Source organism: Nitratidesulfovibrio sp. HK-II (assembly GCF_003402415.2).
Lineage (GTDB): Bacteria > Desulfobacterota > Desulfovibrionia > Desulfovibrionales > Desulfovibrionaceae > Cupidesulfovibrio.
Map to the genome: position 1 here is coordinate 1,137,011 of NZ_AP036014.1, position 22,618 is coordinate 1,159,628.

The window sequence follows — 22,618 nt, forward strand, 5'->3', positions numbered from 1 at the left end:
AAGGCGGCACCGGAAAGTTACGTGGTAACCCCGTGGTGACGGTGACTGAAGAGGCCGTGGTGACGGGGCGGGGTATGGGCGGGTGACGGCGGCGCGGGCGCGGGACGTGCCCCGCAAAAGGAAAGCCCCGCCGAAGCGGGGCCAGTGGGGCGAGCAAAAGCGGTAAACCGCGGCTCGCGCCGCCTGTATGGCATGAAAGCGCGGGCCGGGCAAGGGGGCGGGAGGCTACACCGGCGAGGCGATGCGGTTGCCCACCGTGTCCACGCCGGTCAGCTGCGACATGGCCGTCAGGTATTCCACGTTGCGGTCCAGATAGAAGGCCAGGGGCTTGGAGAAGTTCTTGCCCACGATGCCGTCCACGAACAGCTGGCTCACCTCGCGCTCGCGGGTCAGCACCATCTGCGAGCGGGCCAGGATGGCCTTTTCCTCCGGCGACATGTCGCGCACCAGCAGCGAAAGCACGCTGCGCGCGCGCGGCTGGTACATCCAGAAGTACATCATGTCCAAGGCGTTGATGATGATGGTCCGCTCCAGGTCCTCGGCCTCGGCCTCCACCGCGCGGATGAACTGCTTGGGCTGCGAGAGCAGTTCCAGCACGTCCTCTTCCGGGAACAGCAGTTCCAGCTTCGAGAAGGCGTCGAACAGCTGGTATAGTTTGCTGTCGTAGTCCCAGCGGCGGATGCGCATGTTGTTGTTGCGGTCGGCGTAGCCTTCGATGAGCGCGGCCACCGTGTCGGACGCGGTCTTGGAGATCACCGCCGCGCCCTGTTGCAGCATGTCGAGGGGGTTGTCCACCCCGGCAAGGATCAGCAGGTCGTCCAGCAGGAGGTTGTAGAGCATGGCCACGGGGATGGCCAGCACGCTGCGGAAGATGTTGCCGAGCACCGCTTCTTTCGGCAGGCCCCGGTAGATGTTGTGCGAGGCGATGTAGGCCCCGTTGGCTGCGGCGATGAGCGTGTAGACCAGGATGGGGTGGTTGCCCACGGTGAAGCCCAGGGTCTGTTCCAGCACCAGCTTGCGCATGACCAGTTCCAGCAGCAGCACCGAGATGCCCGTGAACATCAGCGAGTCGGACAGGCGGCTCCAGCTCACGTAGTCGTTCCAGCGCAGCAGGGGCGAACGGCTTACGCCGCCGCCGCCCGTCACCGCCTGGATGACGTTGCGCACCCCGGTGATCAGGAACCAGATCACCGCGCCGAACCACGCCAGCACCCACCAGTGCTGGGTGTGCTGGAAGGCCAGCAGGGCCGGTATGAACCCGGCCAGCACCTTCAGCGCGTTGGATACCCCGGTGTTCAGGTAGCGCATGCCCATCCACCGGGCGCAGGCCGCACCGCCGCGCATGTGCAGCGAAAGGCCGTTGCCCGCGCTGCGCGCGAAGCCCCCCAGCGTGGCGATGTTGCCGTGCGGGGTCACGCGCGAGGTGTCGGTGCGCACCACCCATTCGCGCACCCGGCGAAAGCCGAAGCGCGAAAATCCCGGCAGCCGCCGCACCAGGTTCACCATGGTGGTGCTGGGCAGCACCGGGGTGCGGCGCTCCAGCATGCTTTCGCGCAGGTACACCTCTGTATGTACGGGAATGATCTGGCGCATGGTGTCGCGCGGGTCGTCTATCTGTTTCTGGGCGCGGGGGGGCAGCGTGTCGCGGAACACCAGGCCCATGCCGTGCACCCGGTGCGAACGGCTGGTGGAGTCGCTGCCGATGCGCGACTTGAGCTGCACCGTCTTGTAGAACCCCTGCAACCTTGGGATGTTGCGCAGGATGCGCCGGAACTTTTCGCAGCGTTCGCAGGCGTCGTCCGCGCCGGAATCTGCGTAGTCGCGGATCAGCGCCCGGATGAGCCGCTTGAGCCTTGGCGCGCTGCCGCTGTTGATGGCCAGTTGCAGTTCGTTGATGGCCCGGATGTTGGCCACGTGGGCCTCGTCGCCCTCGGCCCAGTCCTTGAGGTTGAACAGCTCAAGGTGGGTGACCAGCCCCTCGCAGTCCCACAGCAGCTCAAGCACGTCGGCGGCCGTGAGTTCGGTGAGGTTGAGGGTTATGCGGTAGCCGCTGTGCAGGCTGGTCAGCCAGTCCAGCAGGGCGCGCGGCGGGGTGCGCAGGATGTCGGGCACGTCGGCCCCCTCGCGGGGGACGAAGGCGGAAGGAATGTCTGGGTTGCGCGCGGGCACCAGCCACAGGTCGTGCACGGTTTCCGCGTCCAGCCCGTCCAGCCGGGCCACCAGGGCCTCGATGGCCTCGCGTTCCGGCGGCGTGGCGATGGCCCACTCGTCGCGCAATTCCTCCATGCGGCCCTGTAACGCGGGCACCAGGCGTTTGTGGATGAATTCCGCCAGGTGCAGCAGCGACGGCTGACCGGTGCCCACGAAGGCCAGGAATTCGTCGCGGTGCAGCGGCTCCAGGGTCAGCCCGAATTCCTCGTTGATGGTCCGGCGATGGCGCTCGTTGTAGCGCTGCAACACACGCAGGACATATTCCGCAAGGTATTGCGAGGCCTTGCGACCCTCATGCATCAGGTGCTGGGTGGGCGTTTCCGACAGGAACGAAAGAAAGCCCTGCGAGTCGGAAAAGCCGCGCGGCACCCAGATGAGTTCAGCGTACTTGTTGCGCGCGGGCACCCGGAATTCCACCCCGATGCGGACGGAAACCCCCATGATGTCGGCGGCCTGCATGAGCTCGCGGGCGGCTGCCGATTCCACGAAGTTGTAGTAGATCACCGTAAGGTGCCGGATGCCCTTGATCCACGCGTCCATGATGAGGTGGGTGGGGTTCTTGCGGCCCTTGGTGTTGGCGTCGTGCACGTGGTTGTCGAAGGCCAGCTGGTTCCATTCTTCCGGCATTTCCAGCAGGTGGTAGTGGGCCAGCAGGGCGCGCACGATGCGCGGCTTGCCCGACGCGGCGCGGCGGAAATCGTGCGCCAGCTTGAGCTGGCGGCAGGTGTCGCCGTGGGCGCGCACCAGGTCCTTCATGATCTGGATGAGCACGCGCGCCGTGTTGCGGCGCAGGCCCGTCTGCGCGCTGTACAGCACCTCGTCGCGCAGGGTCTGCAGGGCCAGCAGGCGTTCTTCCGCCAGGCCCGCCTCCAGCGAGTCCAGCAGGTTGATCACCGCGTAGGCCACGCGCAGTTCGCGCGAGACGGAAAGCTCCTTGATGCCGTGCGGGTGCAGGCTGGCGTCGAACAGCTTGCGCACGAAGGGGCTGGGGGTGCGGGTCTTCTCCAGCACCTTGTTGACCATGAGCAATAGCTCGTGGTCCTGCTGGTCGAAGAAAAGCGTGCGGAATGCCATGATGTTTCGCAGTGACGCGGCGCGTCCGTGGAAGGTGCGGGGAGCCGGTGCAGGGCTCCGTGAATGTCCGTTCGTGACCGTTCGTGATCGGGAGGTGCCCGGTAAATGACCGGGTGAGCCCCCGTGATTTCGGGAGGTTCCCGTGCATTCATTGTTACGGAAAGGTTACGGCGCAGTCAATCGGGGTGGGAGACAACTGGTCGGAACGGGGCGGCCGGTACGGATTGCGTGGCGGCCTGGGCCGTGCCCTGCAAGGGCCGAGGGCGATTGTTCGGCAAACCCCTGGAAAACCGGGGGCCGGTGCATGTTGTCGCGCGTGCTCCAGAAACAGGAGCATGCCGGGCGTGCAGGCGGCTACGCCGCGCCGTCTCCATACAGGTAGGCGGTGCCGCTGGCCACGTGGCGCACCGCGCCGCCAATCCATGCCTCTGGCGTAAGGCCGTCGCGCCGGGTTACCGAAACGCGGATCGCCGCGCCGCTGGGTTGCCGCACCGCCAGCGAGGTTTCGCCGTCTGCGCTGGCGGCGCGCAGCAGGCCGTAGGCCAGCGAACCAGACCCGCATGCCGATTCCAGGATGATGCTGTCCGTGTCGCGCACGCGCACCACCGGGGTGATGCCGGGCGCGGCCAAGGGGCCGTGGTGCCAGATGCACCCGGCCGCGGGCTCGTCGGACAGGCCGTGCAGATCGATGAGCGCCCGCGCACGGTCGCGCCATGCCTCCGGGAAGGGATGCAGCGCGGCGTCCAGCAGCAGATGGGCGATGCCCGGCAGCCGCACCAGCGCCAGCCCCTCGCCCGGGTAGGTGACCATGCGGGAAAGGTCCTGGGCGCAGGGTGGGGCGTTGCCCGTGGGGGCGGCATTGCCAGCGCCTGTTTCCATTTCGTCGGGCGCGCCTTTTCCTTCAGACGCATCCTTTCCGCCAGACGCGTTCCCGGCGACAGGGGGCAGGGGCAGGGGCATGCGCACGGCGGCGTCCGGCCCCTGGGCGGTAAGCACCACCCGCACGGGCAGCGGCCCCTCCACGCCGGAACTTTCGATCTCGCCGGACATCAGCCCGCCCGGCCCCGCCACCAGCACGCGCTTGAGCGCCAGCAGCGCCGCCAGCGAACGGCAGGCGTTGCCGCAGAATTCCCCGCCCATCATGTCGATGCGCGGTCGGACCCCGGCCAGCGAGACGAACCCCACCTGTTCGGCGTGCACGTGGTGCTCGCCCATCAGTTCCGCCGCCACGGCGGCGCGCAGGCGCACCGGCACCAGATCTGTGACGAGGATGGTGGTGTTGCCGCCGGGGCTGAACTTGTGAAAGCGCAGGGCGTTGGGATGGTACATGGCGAGAGATGGGTTGAATGAACAATCTTGTCGTGTCAAGCGGCTTCGGCCAGGCCGGGCGCGGCATGGACTGGGTGCCGCAAAGGCTGTCCGAACGCGGCCACATGGCCGGAAAACAGCGCCACGCCTGGGTTGGGCGGCTTTCTGCCCGGATGCGGCCACTCCACGTCGCGTTAAATCCATGTCGGAAGCACGCCGTACGCCGCAACCCAGGGCGTCTTGCGCATGATGCCCGAGGGTTATCTAACTGTCTAGTATAGCGGCGGAAACTGTGGTGACAAAATGGTTAATCACCAACATACTGTAATGGTTTGCAATTTACAAAAAAGACATTATTGAAGAAACCGGTTCCCATCACAGCCTGATTGGGATACTAAACCGCTATCAAAAACCCTAGTTTCCCTGCGAGGAGGCAAAGATGAAGAAGACAGTATTGCTCGTGCTGGCGCTTCTGCTTGTGCTGTCGGGTCAGGCGTTCGCCGCCGACACCATCAAGCTCGGCTTCGTCATCCCCCTGACCGGTGACATCCCCAAGGTGGGTGAGGCCGCGAAGTTCGCCGCCGAAATGCTGCGCGAAGAAATCAACGGCAAGGGCGGCCTGGATGTGGGCGGCAAGAAGTACAAGCTCGAATTCGTGTTCGAGGACAACGAAGCCAAGCCCGAATCCGCCGTCAACGCCATGCTGAAGGTCATCGAGCGCGACCAGGTGCTGGCCGTGGTCGGCCCGCAGTCGTCCAAGCAGGCCGTGCCCGCCGGTGGCGTCGCCAACGACAACGAAACCCCGATGATCTCGCCCTGGTCCACCAACCCGGATACCACCAAGGGCCGTCCGTGGGTGTTCCGCGCCGCCTTCCTCGATCCCTTCCAGGCCCCCGTGGTGGCCAACTTCGCCACCAAGCAGTTCAAGGCCAAGAAGGCCGCCGTGCTGTTCGACATCTCCAACGACTACTCGAAGGGCCTTGCCGAGTTCTTCAAGGCGGAGTGGGAGAAGATGCACGGCGCTGGCGCCGTGGTGGGCATGGAATCGCATGGCACCAAGGACCAGGACTTCTCGGCCCAGCTGACCAAGGTCATCGCGGCCAAGCCCGACTTCATCTTCCTGCCTGAAAACTACAACATCGTCGCCCTTATCGTGAAGCAGGCGCGCGACCTTGGCTACAAGGGTCCCTTCATGGGCTCCGACGCCTGGGGTTCCGCCGAACTGATGGACCTGTGCGGCAAGGAATGCGTGGGCCAGTTCTTCTCCACCCACTATGCCGCTGCTGGCGCCACCGGCGCCACCAAGGAATTCATCGACAAGTACAACAACAAGTACGGCTACATCCCCGACGACGTGGCCGCCCTGACCTGGGACGCCACCCGTATCGTGCTCCAGGCCATCCAGAACGTGGGCAAGGTTGATTCCGACGTGCGCAAGATGCGCAAGGCCGTGCGCGACGCCATGGTCGGCATCAAGACCTTTGACGGCATCACCGGCAAGATGAGCTTCGACGCCGAAGGCGACCCCATCAAGTGCGCCGTGGTCGTCAAGATCAGCGAGAAGGGTGAATTCACCTTCGCCGAATCGGTCTGCCCCAAGTAGTATGATGATTCCCCGCGCGGCCCACCGGCCGCGCGGGGCCTTTTCCGCCGCACGCACTGCGCGGCTTCCGCTTCCATCCGCGCCGCCATGGCGGCGCGCCGGGTTGCCGCCCGGCCAAGGTGCCGCCCTGCGCGGGTTCCCATCCGGAACCTGGCACCTGCGAAGCGGAACATACGAATCACCTTTCACGGACGGCGCGCACGACGCGCCGCCCGTGTTCTGCCCCCCTGACGCGCGCACGGCGCGCGCCAAGGGGCAAACCGTTCCACGGAGGGTTTCGGGACTGTGGAAATCTTCATCCAGAACCTGTTCAACGCGCTCCAGTGGGGCAGCTTCTACGCGCTGATCGCCCTGGGCTACACCCTTGTGTACGGCGTGCTGCTGCTCATCAACTTCGCCCACGGCGACATCTTCATGGTGGGCGCGTACATCGCATTTTTCGTCTCCTCGCTGCTGCTCGGCGACCTCTTGGGCGTGTTTAACCTGCCCGGCTGGGCCGCGCTTGCGCTTACCGTGCCGCTGACCATGCTGCTCACCGCCGGGGTGGGCGTGACGCTGGAACGCATTGCCTACCGCCCCCTGCGGCGCAAGGGCGCGCACCGGCTGTACGTGGTCATCACCGCCCTGATGTGCGGGCTTATCCTTGAGAACGGCAACCTGGCACTGCTGGGCGCAAGCCGCCGCAAGTTGCCCGACATGGTGGACAAGGTGGTGTACACCTTCGGCTCCGTGTCGGTGACCAACCTGAAGGTGTGGGTCATCATCACGGCGTTCCTGGTGTTCTTTCTGCTGCAGTTCATCGTCACGCGCACCCGCATCGGCATGGCCATGCGGGCCGTTGCGTGGGACAAGTTCGCGCTGCCGCTGATGGGCATTCCGCTCGATTCGATCATCGTGTTCACCTTCGTGCTGGGGTCGGGCTTCGCGGGCCTTGCCGGGCTGCTTTTCGCCATGTCCTACCCCATCCTCGACCCCTACATGGGCGCCATGGTGGGCTGGAAGGCCTTCATCGCGGCGGTGGTGGGCGGCATCGGCGACATTCGCGGGGCGTTCATCGGCGGTTTTCTGCTGGCGTTCATCGAGATCATGGTGGCGGCGTTCCTGCCCTCGACATTCAGGGACCTGTTCGCCTTCACCATCCTGCTGATGATCCTGTGGCAACGGCCCACCGGCCTCTTCGGCGTGGCAAAGACCACCAAGATCTAACCCGCGACGCACGCCAGAGGATACGCGAACATGCAGAAATACACCCTCAACGCCGCACTGGCGGCGCTGTGCCTTGGCCTTGTGCTGCTGGCGCAGTTCAATCTGATTGACCAGTACACCCAGACGGTGCTCATGTTCATGGGCATCAACATCATCTTCGCCAGCAGCCTGAACATCGTGAACGGCTACATGGGCGAGTTCTCGTGCGGGCACGCCGGGTTCATGTGCGTGGGCGCGTATGCTTCGTCCGTGCTCTCGGTGGTGCTGTTCACCTCCAACAAACTGGTGGGCGATGCGCTGCTGCCGCCGGAACTGGCCCCCATGCTGTTCCCGGTGGTGCTGATCGTGGCAGGGCTCGTGGCCTCGGTGTTCGGCCTGCTGGTGGCGCTGCCCTCGTTCCGCACGCGCGGCGACTACCTGGCCATCATCACCATCGCGGCTAACTACATCGTCATCTCGGTCATCGAGAACCTGGACATCATCGGCGGCCCGCGCGGCTTTCACGGCATGAAGCGGGTCATCAACGGCATGCGCGACCTGGTGGACATTCCCTGGATGTTCATCTGGGTCATCCTGGGCACGCTGTTCTCGGTGTGGATTTTGCGCCGCCTGGTCAATTCCACCTACGGCAAGGGCATTTCCGCCGTGTGCCAGGACGAGGTGGCCGCCGAGATCATGAGCGTGGACACCAACCACGTGAAGCTGGTGGCCTTCATGGTTTCCTCGGGCCTCGCCGGGGTGGCGGGGGCGCTGTACGCCCACGTGTACGGCTACGTGAACCCGCAGGCCTTCAACATCCTGAAGTCCACGGAAGGCCTGGTCATGGTCTACCTTGGCGGCATGGCCTCGCTGTCCGGCTCGGTCATGGCGGCCATCCTGTTCACGCTGCTGCTCGAGTCGCTGCGCTTCGTCATTCCCGGCCTGGATGCGGCCCTGCACGCGGTCAACCTGTTGCCCGCCGGATACGAACTGAGCCAGGTGTGGAAGTGGGTGCTCATCCCGCTCATCCTCATCCTGCTCATGCAGTTCCGGCCCGAAGGCATCATGGGCAACCGCGAGCTTTCGGGCGTCTTCCCGAAGCTGCGCCGCTTCTACACGTTCAAATAGGGGAACGAGGACATGCCGCTGCTTGAAATGAAAGGCGTGACGCAACGCTTCGGCGGGCTGCAGGCCGTTTCCGACTTCAACATATCGGTGGAAGAGCGCAAGCTCATCGCGCTCATCGGCCCCAACGGCGCGGGCAAGACCACGGTGTTCAACCTGGTCTCCGGGTTCTACCAGCCCACCGAAGGACAGATACTGTTCGACGGCCAGCCCACGGCGGGCCTGCGGCCGCACCAGGTGACGGCGCGGGGCATCGCCCGCACCTTTCAGAACATCCGCCTGTGGCACGAGATGAGCGTGCTGGACAACATCCGCATCGCCCAGCACCACCGCCTGGGCTATACCATCTGGGACGCCTTTCTGCGCACCGGCCGCTTTACCAGAAGTGAGGGCAACATCGACGCCATCGCCTGGGAAATGCTGGAAGCCATGGACCTGAAGGACGCCGCCCACGAACTGCCCCGCAACCTGCCCTACGGGTTGCAGCGCCGGGTGGAGATCGCCCGCGCCATGTCCATCAGGCCGAAGCTGCTGCTGCTGGACGAACCGGCGGCGGGCCTGAACTCGGCGGACGTGGACGGGCTGATCAAGCTCATCGGCTGGATTCACAAGGAGTTCGACATCACCATCTGGATGATCGAACACCAGATGAAGGTGGTCATGAGCCTGTGCCAGTGGATCAAGGTCATCGATTTCGGTAGCACCATTGCCGAAGGGACGCCGGAGGAAATCCAGTCCAACCCGGTCGTCATCAAGGCATACCTGGGAGACGATACGATCTGATGCTGCTCTCCATCGAGAATCTCTACGTAAAGTACGGCAATATCGAGGCGTTGCACGGCCTTTCGTTCCATGTGAACGAAGGGGAGATCGTCACCCTCATCGGGGCCAACGGCGCGGGCAAGTCCACCACGCTGAAGTCCATCATGCGCCTGCCCCCGCCGGAAGCGCCCAAGGTCAGCGGCGGCGACATCCTGTTCAAGGGCACGTCGCTGCTGAACGTGGAACCGCACGACGTGGTCAGCAAGCTGCACATCGCGCTGGTGCCCGAAGGGCGGCACATCTTCGGCAACCTGACGGTGATGGAAAACCTGATGCTGGCCACCTACGCCCGCAAGAACGACCCGGCCATAGCGCGTGACCTTGAACGCATCTTCGACCTGTTCCCCCGTCTGGCCGAGCGGCGCACCCAGCGCAGCGACACCCTGTCCGGGGGCGAGCAGCAGATGCTGGCCGTGGGCCGCGCACTGATGACCAGCTGCGAGGTGCTGCTGCTGGACGAACCGTCCATGGGCCTCGCCCCGCTGCTGATGTACGAAATGTTCCGCACCCTCAAGGAACTGAACCGCGAGGGTCTGACCATCATCGTGGTGGAGCAGAACGCCCGCCTCGCCCTGCAGGTGGCCAGCCGCGGCTACGTGCTGGACACCGGCGAGATCGTGGCGCAGGGCCCCTCGGATTCCCTGCTCAACGACCCGGAAGTCAAGAAGGCCTATCTCGGCGGGTAGGGGTTGCTCCTGACTTGTCTTTTCGTCCGTTGGCGGTGTCAAACTTCGCCTGCCATATCGGTCGAATACGAGAAGAGTATACTCCCTCATGGCAGACTCGTTTTCCTTGCCAACGGACGAAAATCCTACGTCAGGAACAGCCCCTAGGGGCTGCGCGGACCGAACATCGCAAAGTCGCCAAGCCAGGAAATGCGGCGGGCCGCCCCGGAAGGGGCGGCCCGTTTTGCGTTCGTGCGTTGCGTGCGGGTGGGCTGGCGCTGGCCCGCTAGCCGGTGGTCTGCACGATGATGTCGTGCTGCACCAGCAGGGTGTGGGTTTCCGAGCCCGAGGTGCCGGTGTACACGTCGTAGGTTACCCCGTTCACCGTCTGGCTGGCGTGGGTGTTGGTCCAGCCTGAGCCGGAAAGGTTCACGTGGTCGGCGGATGTGCCGCTGATGGTCAGCGAGTTGCCGGTGTCCATGGTGGCGGAAAGGTCCAGCAGGTCCGCCGCCGACAGGGTGACCGCCTGTGCGCCTGTGGCGGTGAGGTCGATGGCCTCGATGCCGGTGACGGCGGTGCTGCCGATGTGGGTGAAGTCCAGCGTCGCCCCGGCATCGTCGATCACCAGGGTGTCGTACCCTTCGCCGCCGTGCAGCCCGGTGAAGTCCGAGCCGTTGATGGCGTCGTCTGCGTTGGTGTCGTGCGCCACCAGGGTGTCGTTGCCAGCGCCGCCGTACAGGGTGTCCACGCCCATGCCGCCGTCCAGATGGTCGTTGCCGTCGCCGCCGTACAGCGTGTCGTTGCCTCCCTGGCCGTACAGATGGTCGTCGCCCGTGTCGCCGTACAGTGTGTCATCGCCGCCCTGACCAAACAGGGTGTCGTTGCCGTCGCCGCCGTGCAGCACGTCCGCCGCCCCGCGCGATTCGCTCGACCCGCCGGACAGCGCGTCCTGATGGTCGGCGATGTAGGTGCGCAGTTCGTCGTTGCTGGCCTCGTGCCCCAGGGTGGCGGACAGGTAGGCCTTGACGATGGCCAGCGAGTCGCCCGAGGTCAGCGAACCGTGGTCCCAGCCGGATTGCGCCAGCAGGTAGTCTGCGTTCAGGGCGTCGCCGAACAGGATGTCGTCGCCCGCACCGCCGGTGAGGGTGTCTGCGCCGGTGGCCTCGGGGTTGAGGTCGGTGGTGCCCGCATCCAGGGCGGCGGCCAGTTGCGAGGCGTCGGTGATGATCTGCGCGCCGCCGGTGTTGTCGTAGGGGTCGAGCAGGGTGGTGCTGGTGGTGCCGCCCGGCCCGTGCACGAAACTGCTGCCGATGCCGATGGCGTTCACCGCCACGTCGTTATCCAGTTGGGCCAGCAGACGGGCATACGCCGCCTCCGACTGGTCGGTCTCGGTGTCGCTGGTGGAACCGCCGGTGCCGCCGAGCACGGAGACCGAGGTGGTGGTCCACGTAGTGCCACCATTGGTCGAGTATTCCAGGTAGCCCTCGGCGTTGATGCGCGCGGTGCCCGCCGTGTTGTACACCACCTCGCCCAGCACGTAGTCGTCGGGAACGTCCACGCTGTAGGTGGTGGATTGCCCGCCGCCCTGTCCCGGTCCGCCCTGACCGGGACCGCCGTACCCGCCGCCCTGGCCCGGTCCGCCCGTGGTGTAGGTATAGGAAACGGAATCCTTGTAATAGTAGGTCGGTTCCCCGTCGGTGACGAAGTACACCACGTTTTCGCCGCCGTTGTCCGCGATGGAGGAGGAGGCGAACCACTCCGAGGCCTCGTTGAAGGCGGCCTCGTAGTTGGTGCCGCCGCCGCTCTGGACGTCTTCCAGCATGTCCAGCACCTGCGAGATGGTGCTTTCGGTCAGCACGCCGCTCCAGGTGTTGCTGATGCCGGTGTCGAAGTCGATGACCTTCAGGTTCACCGTGCCTTCGTAGTCTTCCAACTGCTGGATGAGGTTGGTCAGGGCCGCGATGGCCTTTTCCAACTGCGAGTCGGACATGCTGCCCGATGAATCGAGAATGATGGCCACGTTGTAGGTGGCGTACACCGTGGTTTCGGTGACCCCGCCGGGGTCGCCCACCAGCACGTCGTTGCCCGAGCCGCCCATGGCCACGGTGTCGTCGCCCGAGGTGCCGGTGGCCAGCCTGTCCGGCACCAGCGACAGGGTGAGCGTGGCCGTGCTGGTGCCGCCGTGCCCGTCGGACAGGGTGTAGGTGAAGGTGTCCGCCAGGCTGGCCGCGCTGGTGGAGGTGCTGGAGAACAGGTTCTGCACCGCCGGGTCGGTCATGTCCACGGTGTAGGTGTAGGAGCCATCGGCGTTGATGACCAGGGTGCCGTAGTCCAGGGTGTAGGTGCCCGCATTGGCCACGGACAGGAGGTCGCCGTCAGCGTCGCTGTCGTTGTCCAGCACGCTGCTGCCGATGCTGACCGTCACCGCACCGGTGGCCGGGTCCACGTCGCTTTCGTGGATGGTGGCCGTGTCGCACTGCGCCACCGGCGGGGTGTTTTCGTTGGCTCCATGCACCGTGACGGTGAGGGTGGAGGACGTGGCGTCACCGTCGGCGTCGGTGAGGGTGTAGGTGAACACGTCGGCCACGGACTGGCTGGCGTTCAGGGCCTGCACCGCCGCAAGGCTGTTGTTCAGGGTGTAGGTGTAGGAACCGTCGGCGGCGATGACCAGGGTGCCGTACAGTCCGGCCACGGTGGTGGTGCCATCCGCGTTCACGGTGGTGCTGCCCGTGGAGGTCGCCATGACGGTCACCGTGGCCCCGTCCGCGCCCTGTGTGTCGTTGTCCAGCAGGCTGCCGGTGGCGGTGGCGGAGGTGTCCTCGGTGACGCTGGCCGTGTCGGCCAAGGCCGAGGGCGCGTCGTCCACGATGGACACGGTGAGGGATGCGCTGTCCGCATCGCCGTCCCGGTCCGTGGCGGTGACGTCAAAGGTGACGGTGGCCGCGTCGCCGCTGGCCAGTGCGTTGTCGCCAAGGGTGAAGGCGTAGCTGACGGTGCCCGTGTTGGCGTCGTACCCGGTGATGACCAGGGTGCCGGTGTCCGTGGTGATGGTGCGGGCGGCCACGTCGGCCGCCAGTACGCCGCCGGAGATGACGGTGACATTCCCTACGCTGATGGTGTCCAGCCCGTCAGCGGCGGTGACGGTGAAGCTGCCGGTCTGGACCAGGGCGAGAGCATCGGGCGCGCTGCCGTCCGCCAGGGCGCTTTCGTGCACGGTCACGTCGGTCCCGGTGGCGCAGAAGCCGCCCAGGCTCACGCCGTCGTCGCTGCCGTTCACGGTCACGGTGAGCGTTGCGGCTGCGGGGTCGCCGTCGCCGTCGGCGATGACGTAGGTGAAGGTGTCCGTAAGGTGTTCGCCCTCGGTCAGGTGCTGCACCTCCGTGGAGGCGTTGTTCAGCGTGTAAGTGTAAGTGCCGTCGGCGGCGATGGTCAGGACGCCGTACTGCCCCGCCATGACGAAGGAACCGTCGGGCTGGGTGATGGCGGGCATGCCGGTGGCGTCCGTGCCGGACTGGGCGAAGACCACCACGGCCCCGTCCGCGCCCTGGGTGTCGTTGTCCAGCAGGTGCCCGGTGGTGCTGACCACGCCGCTGTCGTTCCAATCATCCTCGGTGACGCTGGCGGTGTCGGCCACGGCCAGGGGGGCGTCGTCCAGGATGGTCACGGTGAGGTTGGCGGTGTCGGTGTCGCCGTCGCGGTCGGTGGCGGTGACGGAGAAGGCCACCGCGGCCGCGTCGCCATCGGCCAGGACGTTGCTGGCGAGGGTAAAGGTGTAGCTGACCGTGCCCGTGCTGGCGTCGTACCCGGTGATGACCAGGGTGCCGGCGGCGGTGACGATGGTGCGGTCGGCCTCGTCGGCGGCCAGCACGCCGCCGGAGATGACGGTGACGTTCTCCACGCTGAGGGTGTCCAGCCCGTCGGCGGCGCTGACGGTAAACGTGCCGCTTTGGGCCAGGGCATCGGCGTCGGGCGCGCTGCCGTCCGCCAGGGCGCTTTCGGATACGGTGAGGTCGCCCGCCTCGTTTCCGATCCCGGTCAGGGTTACCCCATCGTCGCTGCCGTTGATGGTCACCGTCAGGGCGGCCGTGGCGGTGTCGCCGTCGCCGTCGGTGAGGGTGTAGGAGAAGGTTTCGGAAAGCGTCTCGCCGGTGGTCAGGTGCTGCACCGTGGAGGAGGCGTTGTTCAGGGTGTAGGTATAGCTGCCGTCGGCGGCGATGGTCAGGGTGCCGTACTGCCCGGCAATGTCCGTGCTGCCCGTGGCGGCGACGCTGGCGTCGCCCACGCTGGTCACCGTGGCCCCGTCCGCGCCCAGGGTGTCGTTGTCCAGCAGATGGCCGGTGGCGCTCACCACGCCGCCGTCGTTCCCTTCGTCCTCGGTGACGCTGGCCGCATCGTCGGCGGCAGTGGGCACGTCGTCCGTGATGGTGATGGCGATGATGCCCGTGGCCGCATCCCCGTCGGTGTCCGTGGCGGTGACGGCCATGTTGAAGGTGTAGGCGTCGCCCGCCGCCAGCACGTTGCCGGTCAGGGTGTAGGCATAGCTGACGACGCCGGTGGCCGCGTCGTACCCGGTGACGACCAGCGTGCCGTAGTCCGTGGTGACGGTGCGCGCGGCTTCGTCGGCCGCCAGCGCGCCGCCGGAGATCACGATGACCCCGCCCACGCTCACCGTGGCGATGCCGTCGGGCGCGGACACGGTGAACGTGCCGGTCTGCGTGGCGGCGGATGCTTCCTGTGTTCCCAGTTCGCCCAGCAGGCCGCGTTCCGCCACGGTGACGGCGGAACCGGTGACGCCGATGCCGTAGTCGATGTCCGGCGTGGTGGGGTCATCGGTCAGCGCGCCAAGGGCGGTGGCGCCAAGGGTGGAGGTGGTCAGCGGGTCCAGCCCGGACACGCCGGAAATCAGGCTGCCCGCGTCATCGCTGTATTCGCCCACGCCGCCGCCCGCCGCGCCGCCCGCGCCCGGCCCGGCGGCGGGCAGCAGGTCCGGGTCCAGCGCGGCAAGGAATTCGTAGCCGGAGATGGTGCCCCCCTCCGGCAGGGTGAACTGCGGCAGGGCGTCGGTGTCGCCCGCCGCGAAGAACCCGGCCAGCACGATGCGCCCGCCGTTCTCGAAGTTGAAGACCAGGTCGTTGCCGCTGCGCGCCAGGCTGGCGTCCTCGGCGGCGAAGGCCAGTTCAAAGAGCGCCCCGGCGGCCGCCTCGACCACCCGGACCTGTCCCGCGCCAGGAGCGCGCAGGGGCGTGCCCGACCCGCCTCCCTGGCGGCCGGACGACTGGATGTTGGCTGACGTTTCCATGGTTCCCCCCTGTGCGGTGGCTGCGGCGGTTGTGAATGACGTGCCGTGCTGCCTGTGCCGTATGGGCCGTGGCTTGGTGCGACGCCATTCCGTTCACGGCCATGTATCTTTGATGATGTTGCGTGGAGTGCACGTTCCGATGTTGTGCGCTCAAGGCCTTGATGGCCGCATGATAGAATATTTCATGTGGTGATACGACAATGTGCAGCGATAAAATAAAACAATAGAGCTTAAGAATTGTTAAGATGTGGTTTTGTGTGGAGTGCACGCGGGGCGTGCTGCTGTGTTGCGCAATGTAACAGAGTGTTGCGCGGTGTCTTTGCTGGTGTAGTGCGGGGTGTGCAGGGTGGTGCTCGCCTGGCGCTGCCGTGCCCGGCGTGGTGCAGATCAGGCGGCCTGCTGCCCTTCGTTGTCCTCTTCCGCCTGCCCCTTGGACGGCCATCAAGTAAGGCCTGGTGGGGAGTCCGACCGTTAATGGTTCTTGCTTGGTGCGCCCGTTAACGGTTGTGGTGGCGTGGATGCGTGTCGAGGTCCGTCTGCATTTCATTCAATGGCTCGTTCCAATTAGCGCGCCATGCATTCTGAAATGCTCGTGGAGCAACGTTCTGTGCAGACGTTCCCCAAAGACGTTGCCTTGCGGCGTCTGACGCGGGTTGTCCGGTGTTTGATGCCCTCCAGTTGCGGGGGCAGTTCGTAGGGATGTCTGTCGGGCAACGCGTGCCGCGCCGCGCGCCGGGAATGCAGCCCTATGCAGCGGGTTCGATCCCGTTCAACTCCACCACGCACGAAAAGGCGGTCAGGCTTGAAGCCTGACCGCCTTTTCGTGCTGTTAAATGTTCGCTTCAGTGTCTGTTGGCGATTCGGATTCTTGCTGCAGGCGCTTGGGATGTATGAGGGCTATCGATACGGAGCCGGAGAGGATTGAACATTCTGTAGCAGGCTGTTTGCTCCGGTTGGTGCGGCAGGGCTGTTGTCAGGCAGGCGCGTTCGCGAAGGGTATATTTCCAGCAGCTCGGTTTCCCGCCCCTCATCGCTTCCTTCCTTGTTCTCCGCTTTCTCCATCTCCTCAGCCAGTGTCGTAACGCGGCGTATTGACCATCCGTGTGCCACGCGTCCTGCAGTCTTCGGAATGGCAGGCGACATATGTGGCGGAGCCGATCTTTCAACGCTCCGACAAATTGCACCTGTATGTGTTTTCCCGGACAGACGGAGAGCCATGAATGGATTAGGGGGTGAGCGGAAATATCCATGCGCACGGGAGTCAGGGGGATACGAACCGAACTCCAGCGCATCCCGAGGAGTTCGCCATGTCTCTGGCATGCGCTATAGGCCGTCCTTTTGAATGGGCGGGATGTCCGCTGCTCGTTCTGTTGTTTCTTGTCTTTGCAGTAAGGTGCAGCGCAGTATGGGGCTGCATGAGTCCGAGAAGAGGGCTTTTAAAGACTGGCTAGATTCGCATCAACGCTATGCAAAGCGCACATTGTGTGCCCGAAATTCTTGATATGAAAATCAAAGAAAGCATCTGGAGCAGTAAATGTATTTTTTAAGATATGTTAGCGCGTTGTTGCGCGGTGTAAAGTTCCCCTCGCCGTATCGTGTTGTCCTGCTGCTTTTTACCGTGGCATCTCTTGTATTTGTCTTTATGGTTCCGCAGCATGGCGCTGCGGCTACTGTTAATTATACTTCAAATTATAAGGACGTTATAGGCAATGCTCCTTTTTTGGACGGTCCGATAAGCATTGGGGGAACAAACAATATAGCAAGTCATGCTGATAATATTTATTCATATGGCAATACAGTTAATATCAATGGAGGGGTTGTCGATTTCGGCATATATGGTGGGTATTATAGCGGTGTTGCAACAAATGTCGCAGTATCATCAAGCGATAATATAGTGACAATTGGATCTGGCTTTGTGGGCAGCAATGGTATCGATATATATGGTGGTTTTGCAAAAAGCGTAAATGCCTTCTCGATGACCGCTTCCGATAACACCGTGACCATCAACGGTGGGACAGCGCATGACGTATATGGTGGCTACGCCTATGTGGACAGCATGACCGGCCCATGTGTCGCCACGGCATCCGGAAATACCATCAACATCAACGATGGTTCCATAAGCAGTGTCTATGGCGGGTATGCTCTTGCTGGCTATGTAGGTGGAACACACTCGGCCTCTGGCAATACCATCAATGTCAGCGGTGGCACCGTAGCCGATATTGTTGGCGGGTATGTCAGCGCGCCCTATGGCACGGGACTGGCCACAAACAATGTCGTGACCATCAGCGGTTCCCCGAATCTGACAACCGCAGGTCTCTACGGGGGCTATTTGAGTATGACCACCAGTGGTGATGCTTTCAGCGGCAATACCCTGAACGTGAAAACCTCTGGGCTGACGGTGGCAGCACTTTCTAATTTTCAGTATGTCAACTTCTATCTGCCTTCCTCCTTGTCGGCGGGGGATACGGTGCTGACCGTGACGGGCACTGCGGATCTGACGGGCAGCTCCGGGCGGTCTTCCATCGTCAATGTGGGAATTGACGGCAGTTCTTCGCCCCTGCAGGTAGGCGACACCATAACACTCATTGACGCCGGAACGCTGGTCACGAACAGCGGCCTCAACTCCACAGCGCGCGGTACGGGCATGCAGGGTGTGACCTTGGTATACAACTTTGACCTGGCAACCGAGAACAACAAGCTGTTAGCCACGGTATCCGCCGAAACCGAGCCCACGGTGAACGAGCAGACCAAGGCGCTTTCAGAAGGTTTTGTTTCTGGCCTGGGCATGATACTGCAAGGCGCGGACGTGACCGCCGGGCAGGGCATGGATTCTGCCGTTTCCGCGGCCAAGGCCGGGGGGGCGGGCAGTGGCGGCGCCCCGGCCGGGTTTGGCGCGCTTTCCGGCGGTTCCGTGCGGTACAATACCGGGTCGCATGTGGATCTGGACAGTGTCTCCCTGATGGCAGGGCTGGCCTGGGGGGGCAATATGTCGCTCGGCCGTCTGACATTCGGGCCGTTTTTTGAATACGGCAACGGTTCGTACAATACCTACAATTCGTTCAGCAATGCAGAGTCTGTCGAAGGAGACGGCAACACCCGTTACCTTGGCGGCGGCATTCTGGGCCGTATGGATTTGGTCGATACCGGACCCGGCCATATCTATGTTGAAGCCTCGGTTCGGGCTGGCGAACTGCATAACGAATACGATAGTTCCGACCTGCGCGATGCCGCCGGGCGGAGCGCTGAATACGATTCGTCGGCTGCGTATTACGGGTTGCATATGGGAACCGGCTATGTCTGGAACGTAACGGAGAATGCTTCGCTTGATCTCTACGGCAAATATTTCTGGACACGGCAGGAGGGCGACTCCGTCACGCTGTCTACCGGTGACCCCGTCGACTTTAAAGATGTGGACTCAAACCGTCTGCGTCTCGGTTCGCGCTTCAGTTACATGGTGAATGAACATATCACCCCCTACATCGGCGCGGCATATGAACATGAGTTTGACGGTACGGCCCGCGCCAGCACCAACGGGTATGCCATGAAGGCCCCGTCCATGGGCGGCGATACGGGCACCGGTGAACTGGGGCTTGTGTACACGCCGTTGGCATCGCTGCCCGTGTCCTTCGACCTCGGCGTACAGGGCTTTGCAGGGAAACGTGAGGGCGTGACCGGCAGCTTGCAGCTCAAGTATGAATTCTAGCCGCAGGAATGCACTGCGGCCCAGATGAGGCCTTGCCCTCTTGGACATGGCAGACCGTTATCTCGTGAACCAGCCTCTTCCGCATGACTTACGGACATGGTGCGGCCGCAGGGCATAGCGCCGCGGCCTGAGGGGGGGGATGAGGTTCAAGGGGATGAACGTTCACATCCTTTCATCCCGACCGCTCCGTGCCCGGGTCCAGATGCCGGTGTTCTCGAACAGCCCAGGAAACGCCCGCAGGCCCCGCCGCATGGCTGGTGATGTCGCTAGCCAGAACCGGTGAACACACGGCAAGCAGCGCCAGGGATATCTGGGCGAACAGCGGAACAGCCGTTCGGGCGGGATGCACGGGCGACGACACGGCTCTGGCAGCATGGCGGGCTCCTCGGAATGCGCCGGAAATCGAGGCGTATCACCAGGGCTTCTCTCTGCGCATGGGCATTTGTGAAGTCCGTCAGCCCATCCAGGGCGGTCTGTCTGTCCGGAACATGTCGAGAGGGTGGAAAGGCGCCCCGCCGCGTATAGAGTCCGCCTGTCGCATGGAGCGCGCGCCCCATCCCCCCACCCGACCCATGATGCACAGAAACGCACCGCTCCCTTCCTGCCTGCTCCGGATGGTCCGGGCATTCCACCCCGCTCCGCGGTTTGTGGCGGCGCTGCTGCTGGCGGCCGCTTTTCTCTTGCTGCCGTGCGGCCGGGCGGCGGCGACCGATGGCCCTCGGGCCGAAAACGGCGTGCTGGATCTGCGGCGCTTTGATCCGGCGACCATGGGCCCCGCCCGGCTGGACGGCGCATGGGAATTCTACTGGAACCGTCTGCTGACGCCGCAGGACTTCGCCGAGGGCACCGCCCCTTCGCCGTCGGGCCTGCTTTCGCTACCCGGCACATGGAAGGGAATGCGCGTAAATGATGCAGAGCTTGGCGGCACGGGGCAGGCCACCCTGCGGCTGCGTCTGCGCCTCTGGCCGGAGGCGCGCGAGCTTACGTTGCGGCTCTTCGACATCCCCATGGCCTACCGGCTGTGGGCCAACGGCCAGTTCGTGACGGGCAGCGGCACCGTGGGCACGGATGCAGACAGCGAGACGCCTCTGCGATCGCTGGTGTTGGCCAGCATCACCCCCAAAGGGGAAAATCTGGAACTCGTGCTCCAGATATCCAACCACCATTTCCGCGCCGGCGGCGTGCCGGAGGGGCTACGGCTCGCCCCGCCCGGACCCCTGGAAGCCGAACGCGACAGAACCTGGACCTTTTCCTATTTCTTCGCCGGCTGCCTGCTGGTCACACTGCTGTACCACCTCTTCCTGTTCCATCTGGACCGGAAGCAGGTTTCGGCGGGGTACTTCAGCGGCTTCTGCCTGTGCATGCTGTGCTACTGCATGACCTCCAACACATCCTTCTGGGCCATCAACCGGTTCCTTCCGGCCCTGCCGCCCCATTGGTCCGAATACGTCCCGCTGTTCTTCTATCTGGCCTGCGCCCCCATGCTTTTCCGGTTCTACGACACGCTTTTCCCGAAGGTCTTCCACCCCGCCGTCCGCTATCTGGTGGACCTCCGCCTCGCGGTATTCTTTCTGCTGCTGCCGACCGCGCCGGACCACCGCGTTTCCCAGTACATCGCGTTCAGCATTTTTGTCGGGCTGGGCTACGGCGTCTATTACGTCCTGCGCCTGTTCGCCTGCGCACGGCGCGGCATGAGCGGCGCGGGATTGCTGCTGCTCGGCAGCGGGGTGCACCTGCTCGCCTGCCTGAACGACGGCCTCTCCCACGCCAAGCTCATCAACACGCCCTACCTGATCAAGTTCGGCATGCTCTTTCTGGTTGTCACCCAATCGCTGGCCCTGGCCAAACGCTTCACCCATGCGTTCACATCCGTGGAAAGACTCTCCGAGGAACTGGAGCGCAAGAACCAGTCGCTCATGGCCGAGATGGAAGAGCGCAACCGGCTCGAACAGGAAGTGATCAACATCAGCGAGGATGAACGCAGGCGCATCAGCCACGAACTGCACGACGGCCTGTGCCAGAAACTCACCGGAGCCCGGCTGCGCGCATCCATCCTGAACAAGCGGCTTGCGGGAACGGACAACGCCACGACCATGGCCAGTCTTGCGGCCCTGCTTGACGCCTCCACCGACGACGCCTACCGCACCTCGCGCGGTCTCTGGCCCGTAGAGCACGACCCCGCGACGCCGGGCCCCTCGTTGGACGACCTGGCCCGACGCATCGCCAAGGATACGGGCATAAACGTACGGCTCGAAATGCGCCGCCACTGCGGGCAATGCACCAATCCCAACATGCGCACGCTGTACCGCATCGCGCAGGAGGCACTGACCAACGCGGCCAAGCACGCACAGGCACGCACCATCCGCGTGCAGCTGTTCTGCCCCGCCCAGGGCGGCGTCACCCTGACCGTTCGCGACGACGGCATTGGCCGCAAGGCCTCCGCACGGCAGGGGGCCCGGATGGGAGGGCTTGGCCTTGGCATCATGGCCCACCGTGCCGATGTCATCCACGCCAAGCTGACTATAGAGGACGCACCAAGGGGCGGCACCGTCGTCACCTGCGCAGCCCCGTGCGACAAACACGCTTCCCCCACCTCCACAAGGATAATCCGCCCAGATGCTTCCCGCTGACCCACCCCATACCCCCGCCGATTGCCGTTTTCTGCTCATCGACGATCACCCTGCCGTGCGTCAGGGGCTGAACCTGCTGCTGGAGTCCAACGGTTACACGCCCGGCGTGGAAGCCGGAACCTGCGCCGACGCGAAGGAATGTCTGGAACAGGCCGCCTTCGATCTCGCGCTGCTGGACCTTTCATTGGCGGACGGCAGCGGCCTGGACCTGCTCGCCGATCTTGCCGAACACGGTGTCCGCACCCTGGTCTATTCCATGCATGAAGACCCCGGCACCATAGACCGTGCGCTGCGCTGCGGTGCGAACGGCTATGTGACCAAGCGCGAGGAGCCAGGCGTGCTGCTGGATGGGATAGAGGGCGTGCTGCGCGGTGAATGCTTCCTGAGCGACCGCGCCGGATTGAGCCTGGATGAAACGGCTGGCTCTCCGGCCACGGACCCGCTCTTTCTGCTCAGCGATCAGGAGCGGGCCATTTTCTCGGCCATGGCGCGCGGTGTGAGCAACATGGAGGTTGCCGCAAACCTGGGTATCAGCCCCAGGACAGTGGAGACATATCTGACGCGGATGGTCAACAAACTGGGGCTGCCGAACGTGCGTACCCTGCGCAAATTCGCCATCAACGGACGGGAGTAGGAGCCACCCCGGGACCGACCCCGCCTCAGAAAGCAGCGCGGGCCAGAGGTCGATCCAAGCTCCGCTGCCATCCCCCAGCCCCGGAATCATACGTACGACAGCAGACGCCTTGGCTCCCGGACGAGCCACAACGGAATCCGTCATCTGCCCGGCGACGTTGCTGCCGCCCCTTACAGGTGGCACTTGCTGTGTCATGACAAGGGGTTGAAGAGGGGTTGGGCTATGCGTCAGCAAATATCCCGTTATCGCCACATCCCAGGCGTTGCGTTGATGCGCCGTGCTGGTGCGCGCCGCGAAGTGGTGCGTCCGCCAGGCGGTGCGACGTGGTGCTTCCCATGCCCCGGCTAGGGGGGCTGCTT

At 64.3% G+C, this 22,618-nt stretch carries 11 protein-coding genes and 1 pseudogene; 8 read left to right on the forward strand and 4 right to left on the reverse strand.

Annotation, left to right across the window (positions count from 1 at the left end):
- Positions 1–225: 225 nt before the first annotated feature.
- Positions 226–3,285, reverse strand: a complete 3,060-nt coding sequence (locus tag RVX_RS04605) for a hypothetical protein (RefSeq protein ID WP_116304915.1) — start codon at positions 3,283–3,285, stop codon at positions 226–228.
- A 354-nt stretch (positions 3,286–3,639) separates the two neighbouring features.
- On the reverse strand, positions 3,640–4,614 hold the full coding sequence (locus RVX_RS04610; RefSeq protein WP_172596518.1) for a diaminopimelate epimerase: 975 nt from the start codon (positions 4,612–4,614) through the stop codon (positions 3,640–3,642).
- Positions 4,615–5,032: 418 nt separating this feature from the next.
- On the opposite strand from RVX_RS04610, the gene RVX_RS04615 reads away from it, so the two are divergent.
- The 5 genes from RVX_RS04615 (at position 5,033) to RVX_RS04635 (ending at position 10,014) form a co-directional block, all read left to right on the forward strand.
- Complete coding sequence (locus RVX_RS04615; protein WP_116304917.1) at positions 5,033–6,196, forward strand: ABC transporter substrate-binding protein; 1,164 nt, start codon at positions 5,033–5,035, stop codon at positions 6,194–6,196.
- A 285-nt stretch (positions 6,197–6,481) separates the two neighbouring features.
- Entirely contained in the window at positions 6,482–7,402 is a 921-nt protein-coding gene (locus RVX_RS04620) for a branched-chain amino acid ABC transporter permease (RefSeq protein ID WP_012612308.1), read from the forward strand.
- A 30-nt stretch (positions 7,403–7,432) separates the two neighbouring features.
- The gene (locus tag RVX_RS04625; RefSeq protein ID WP_116304918.1) at positions 7,433–8,509 is read left to right on the forward strand and encodes a branched-chain amino acid ABC transporter permease; all 1,077 of its coding nucleotides are present in this window, start codon (positions 7,433–7,435) and stop codon (positions 8,507–8,509) included.
- Between the two features lie 12 nt (positions 8,510–8,521).
- The gene (locus RVX_RS04630; protein ID WP_116304919.1) at positions 8,522–9,289 is read left to right on the forward strand and encodes an ABC transporter ATP-binding protein; all 768 of its coding nucleotides are present in this window, start codon (positions 8,522–8,524) and stop codon (positions 9,287–9,289) included.
- Positions 9,289–10,014 carry an ABC transporter ATP-binding protein gene (locus tag RVX_RS04635; RefSeq protein ID WP_116304920.1) on the forward strand — a complete coding sequence of 242 codons (726 nt, stop codon included), beginning with the start codon at positions 9,289–9,291 and terminating at the stop codon, positions 10,012–10,014. The genes RVX_RS04630 and RVX_RS04635 overlap by 1 nt, the downstream gene beginning before the upstream one ends.
- Before the next feature lie 265 nt (positions 10,015–10,279).
- Here the strand turns inward: RVX_RS04635 and RVX_RS04640 are convergent, their stop codons facing one another.
- Together RVX_RS04640 and RVX_RS04645 are read right to left on the reverse strand one after the other, a co-directional pair.
- A complete protein-coding gene (locus RVX_RS04640; RefSeq protein WP_116304921.1) occupies positions 10,280–15,292 on the reverse strand; it encodes a beta strand repeat-containing protein in 5,013 nt (1,670 codons plus the stop codon).
- A gap of 387 nt (positions 15,293–15,679) precedes the next feature.
- Positions 15,680–16,003: pseudogene (locus tag RVX_RS04645) on the reverse strand (IS481 family transposase); the annotation flags it as partial.
- 823 nt (positions 16,004–16,826) lie between these two features.
- Between RVX_RS04645 and RVX_RS04650 the strand changes: the two are divergent.
- From RVX_RS04650 to RVX_RS04660, 3 genes are all read left to right on the forward strand, one after another.
- Entirely contained in the window at positions 16,827–18,995 is a 2,169-nt protein-coding gene (locus tag RVX_RS04650) for an autotransporter outer membrane beta-barrel domain-containing protein (protein WP_172596519.1), read from the forward strand.
- 734 nt (positions 18,996–19,729) lie between these two features.
- Complete coding sequence (locus RVX_RS04655; RefSeq protein WP_230404380.1) at positions 19,730–21,625, forward strand: sensor histidine kinase; 1,896 nt, start codon at positions 19,730–19,732, stop codon at positions 21,623–21,625.
- Positions 21,612–22,259, forward strand: coding sequence for a response regulator transcription factor (locus RVX_RS04660; RefSeq protein ID WP_116304924.1), 648 nt, complete (start codon positions 21,612–21,614; stop codon positions 22,257–22,259). Before RVX_RS04655 ends, RVX_RS04660 begins: the two co-directional genes overlap by 14 nt.
- The last annotated feature ends 359 nt before the right edge of the window (positions 22,260–22,618 follow it).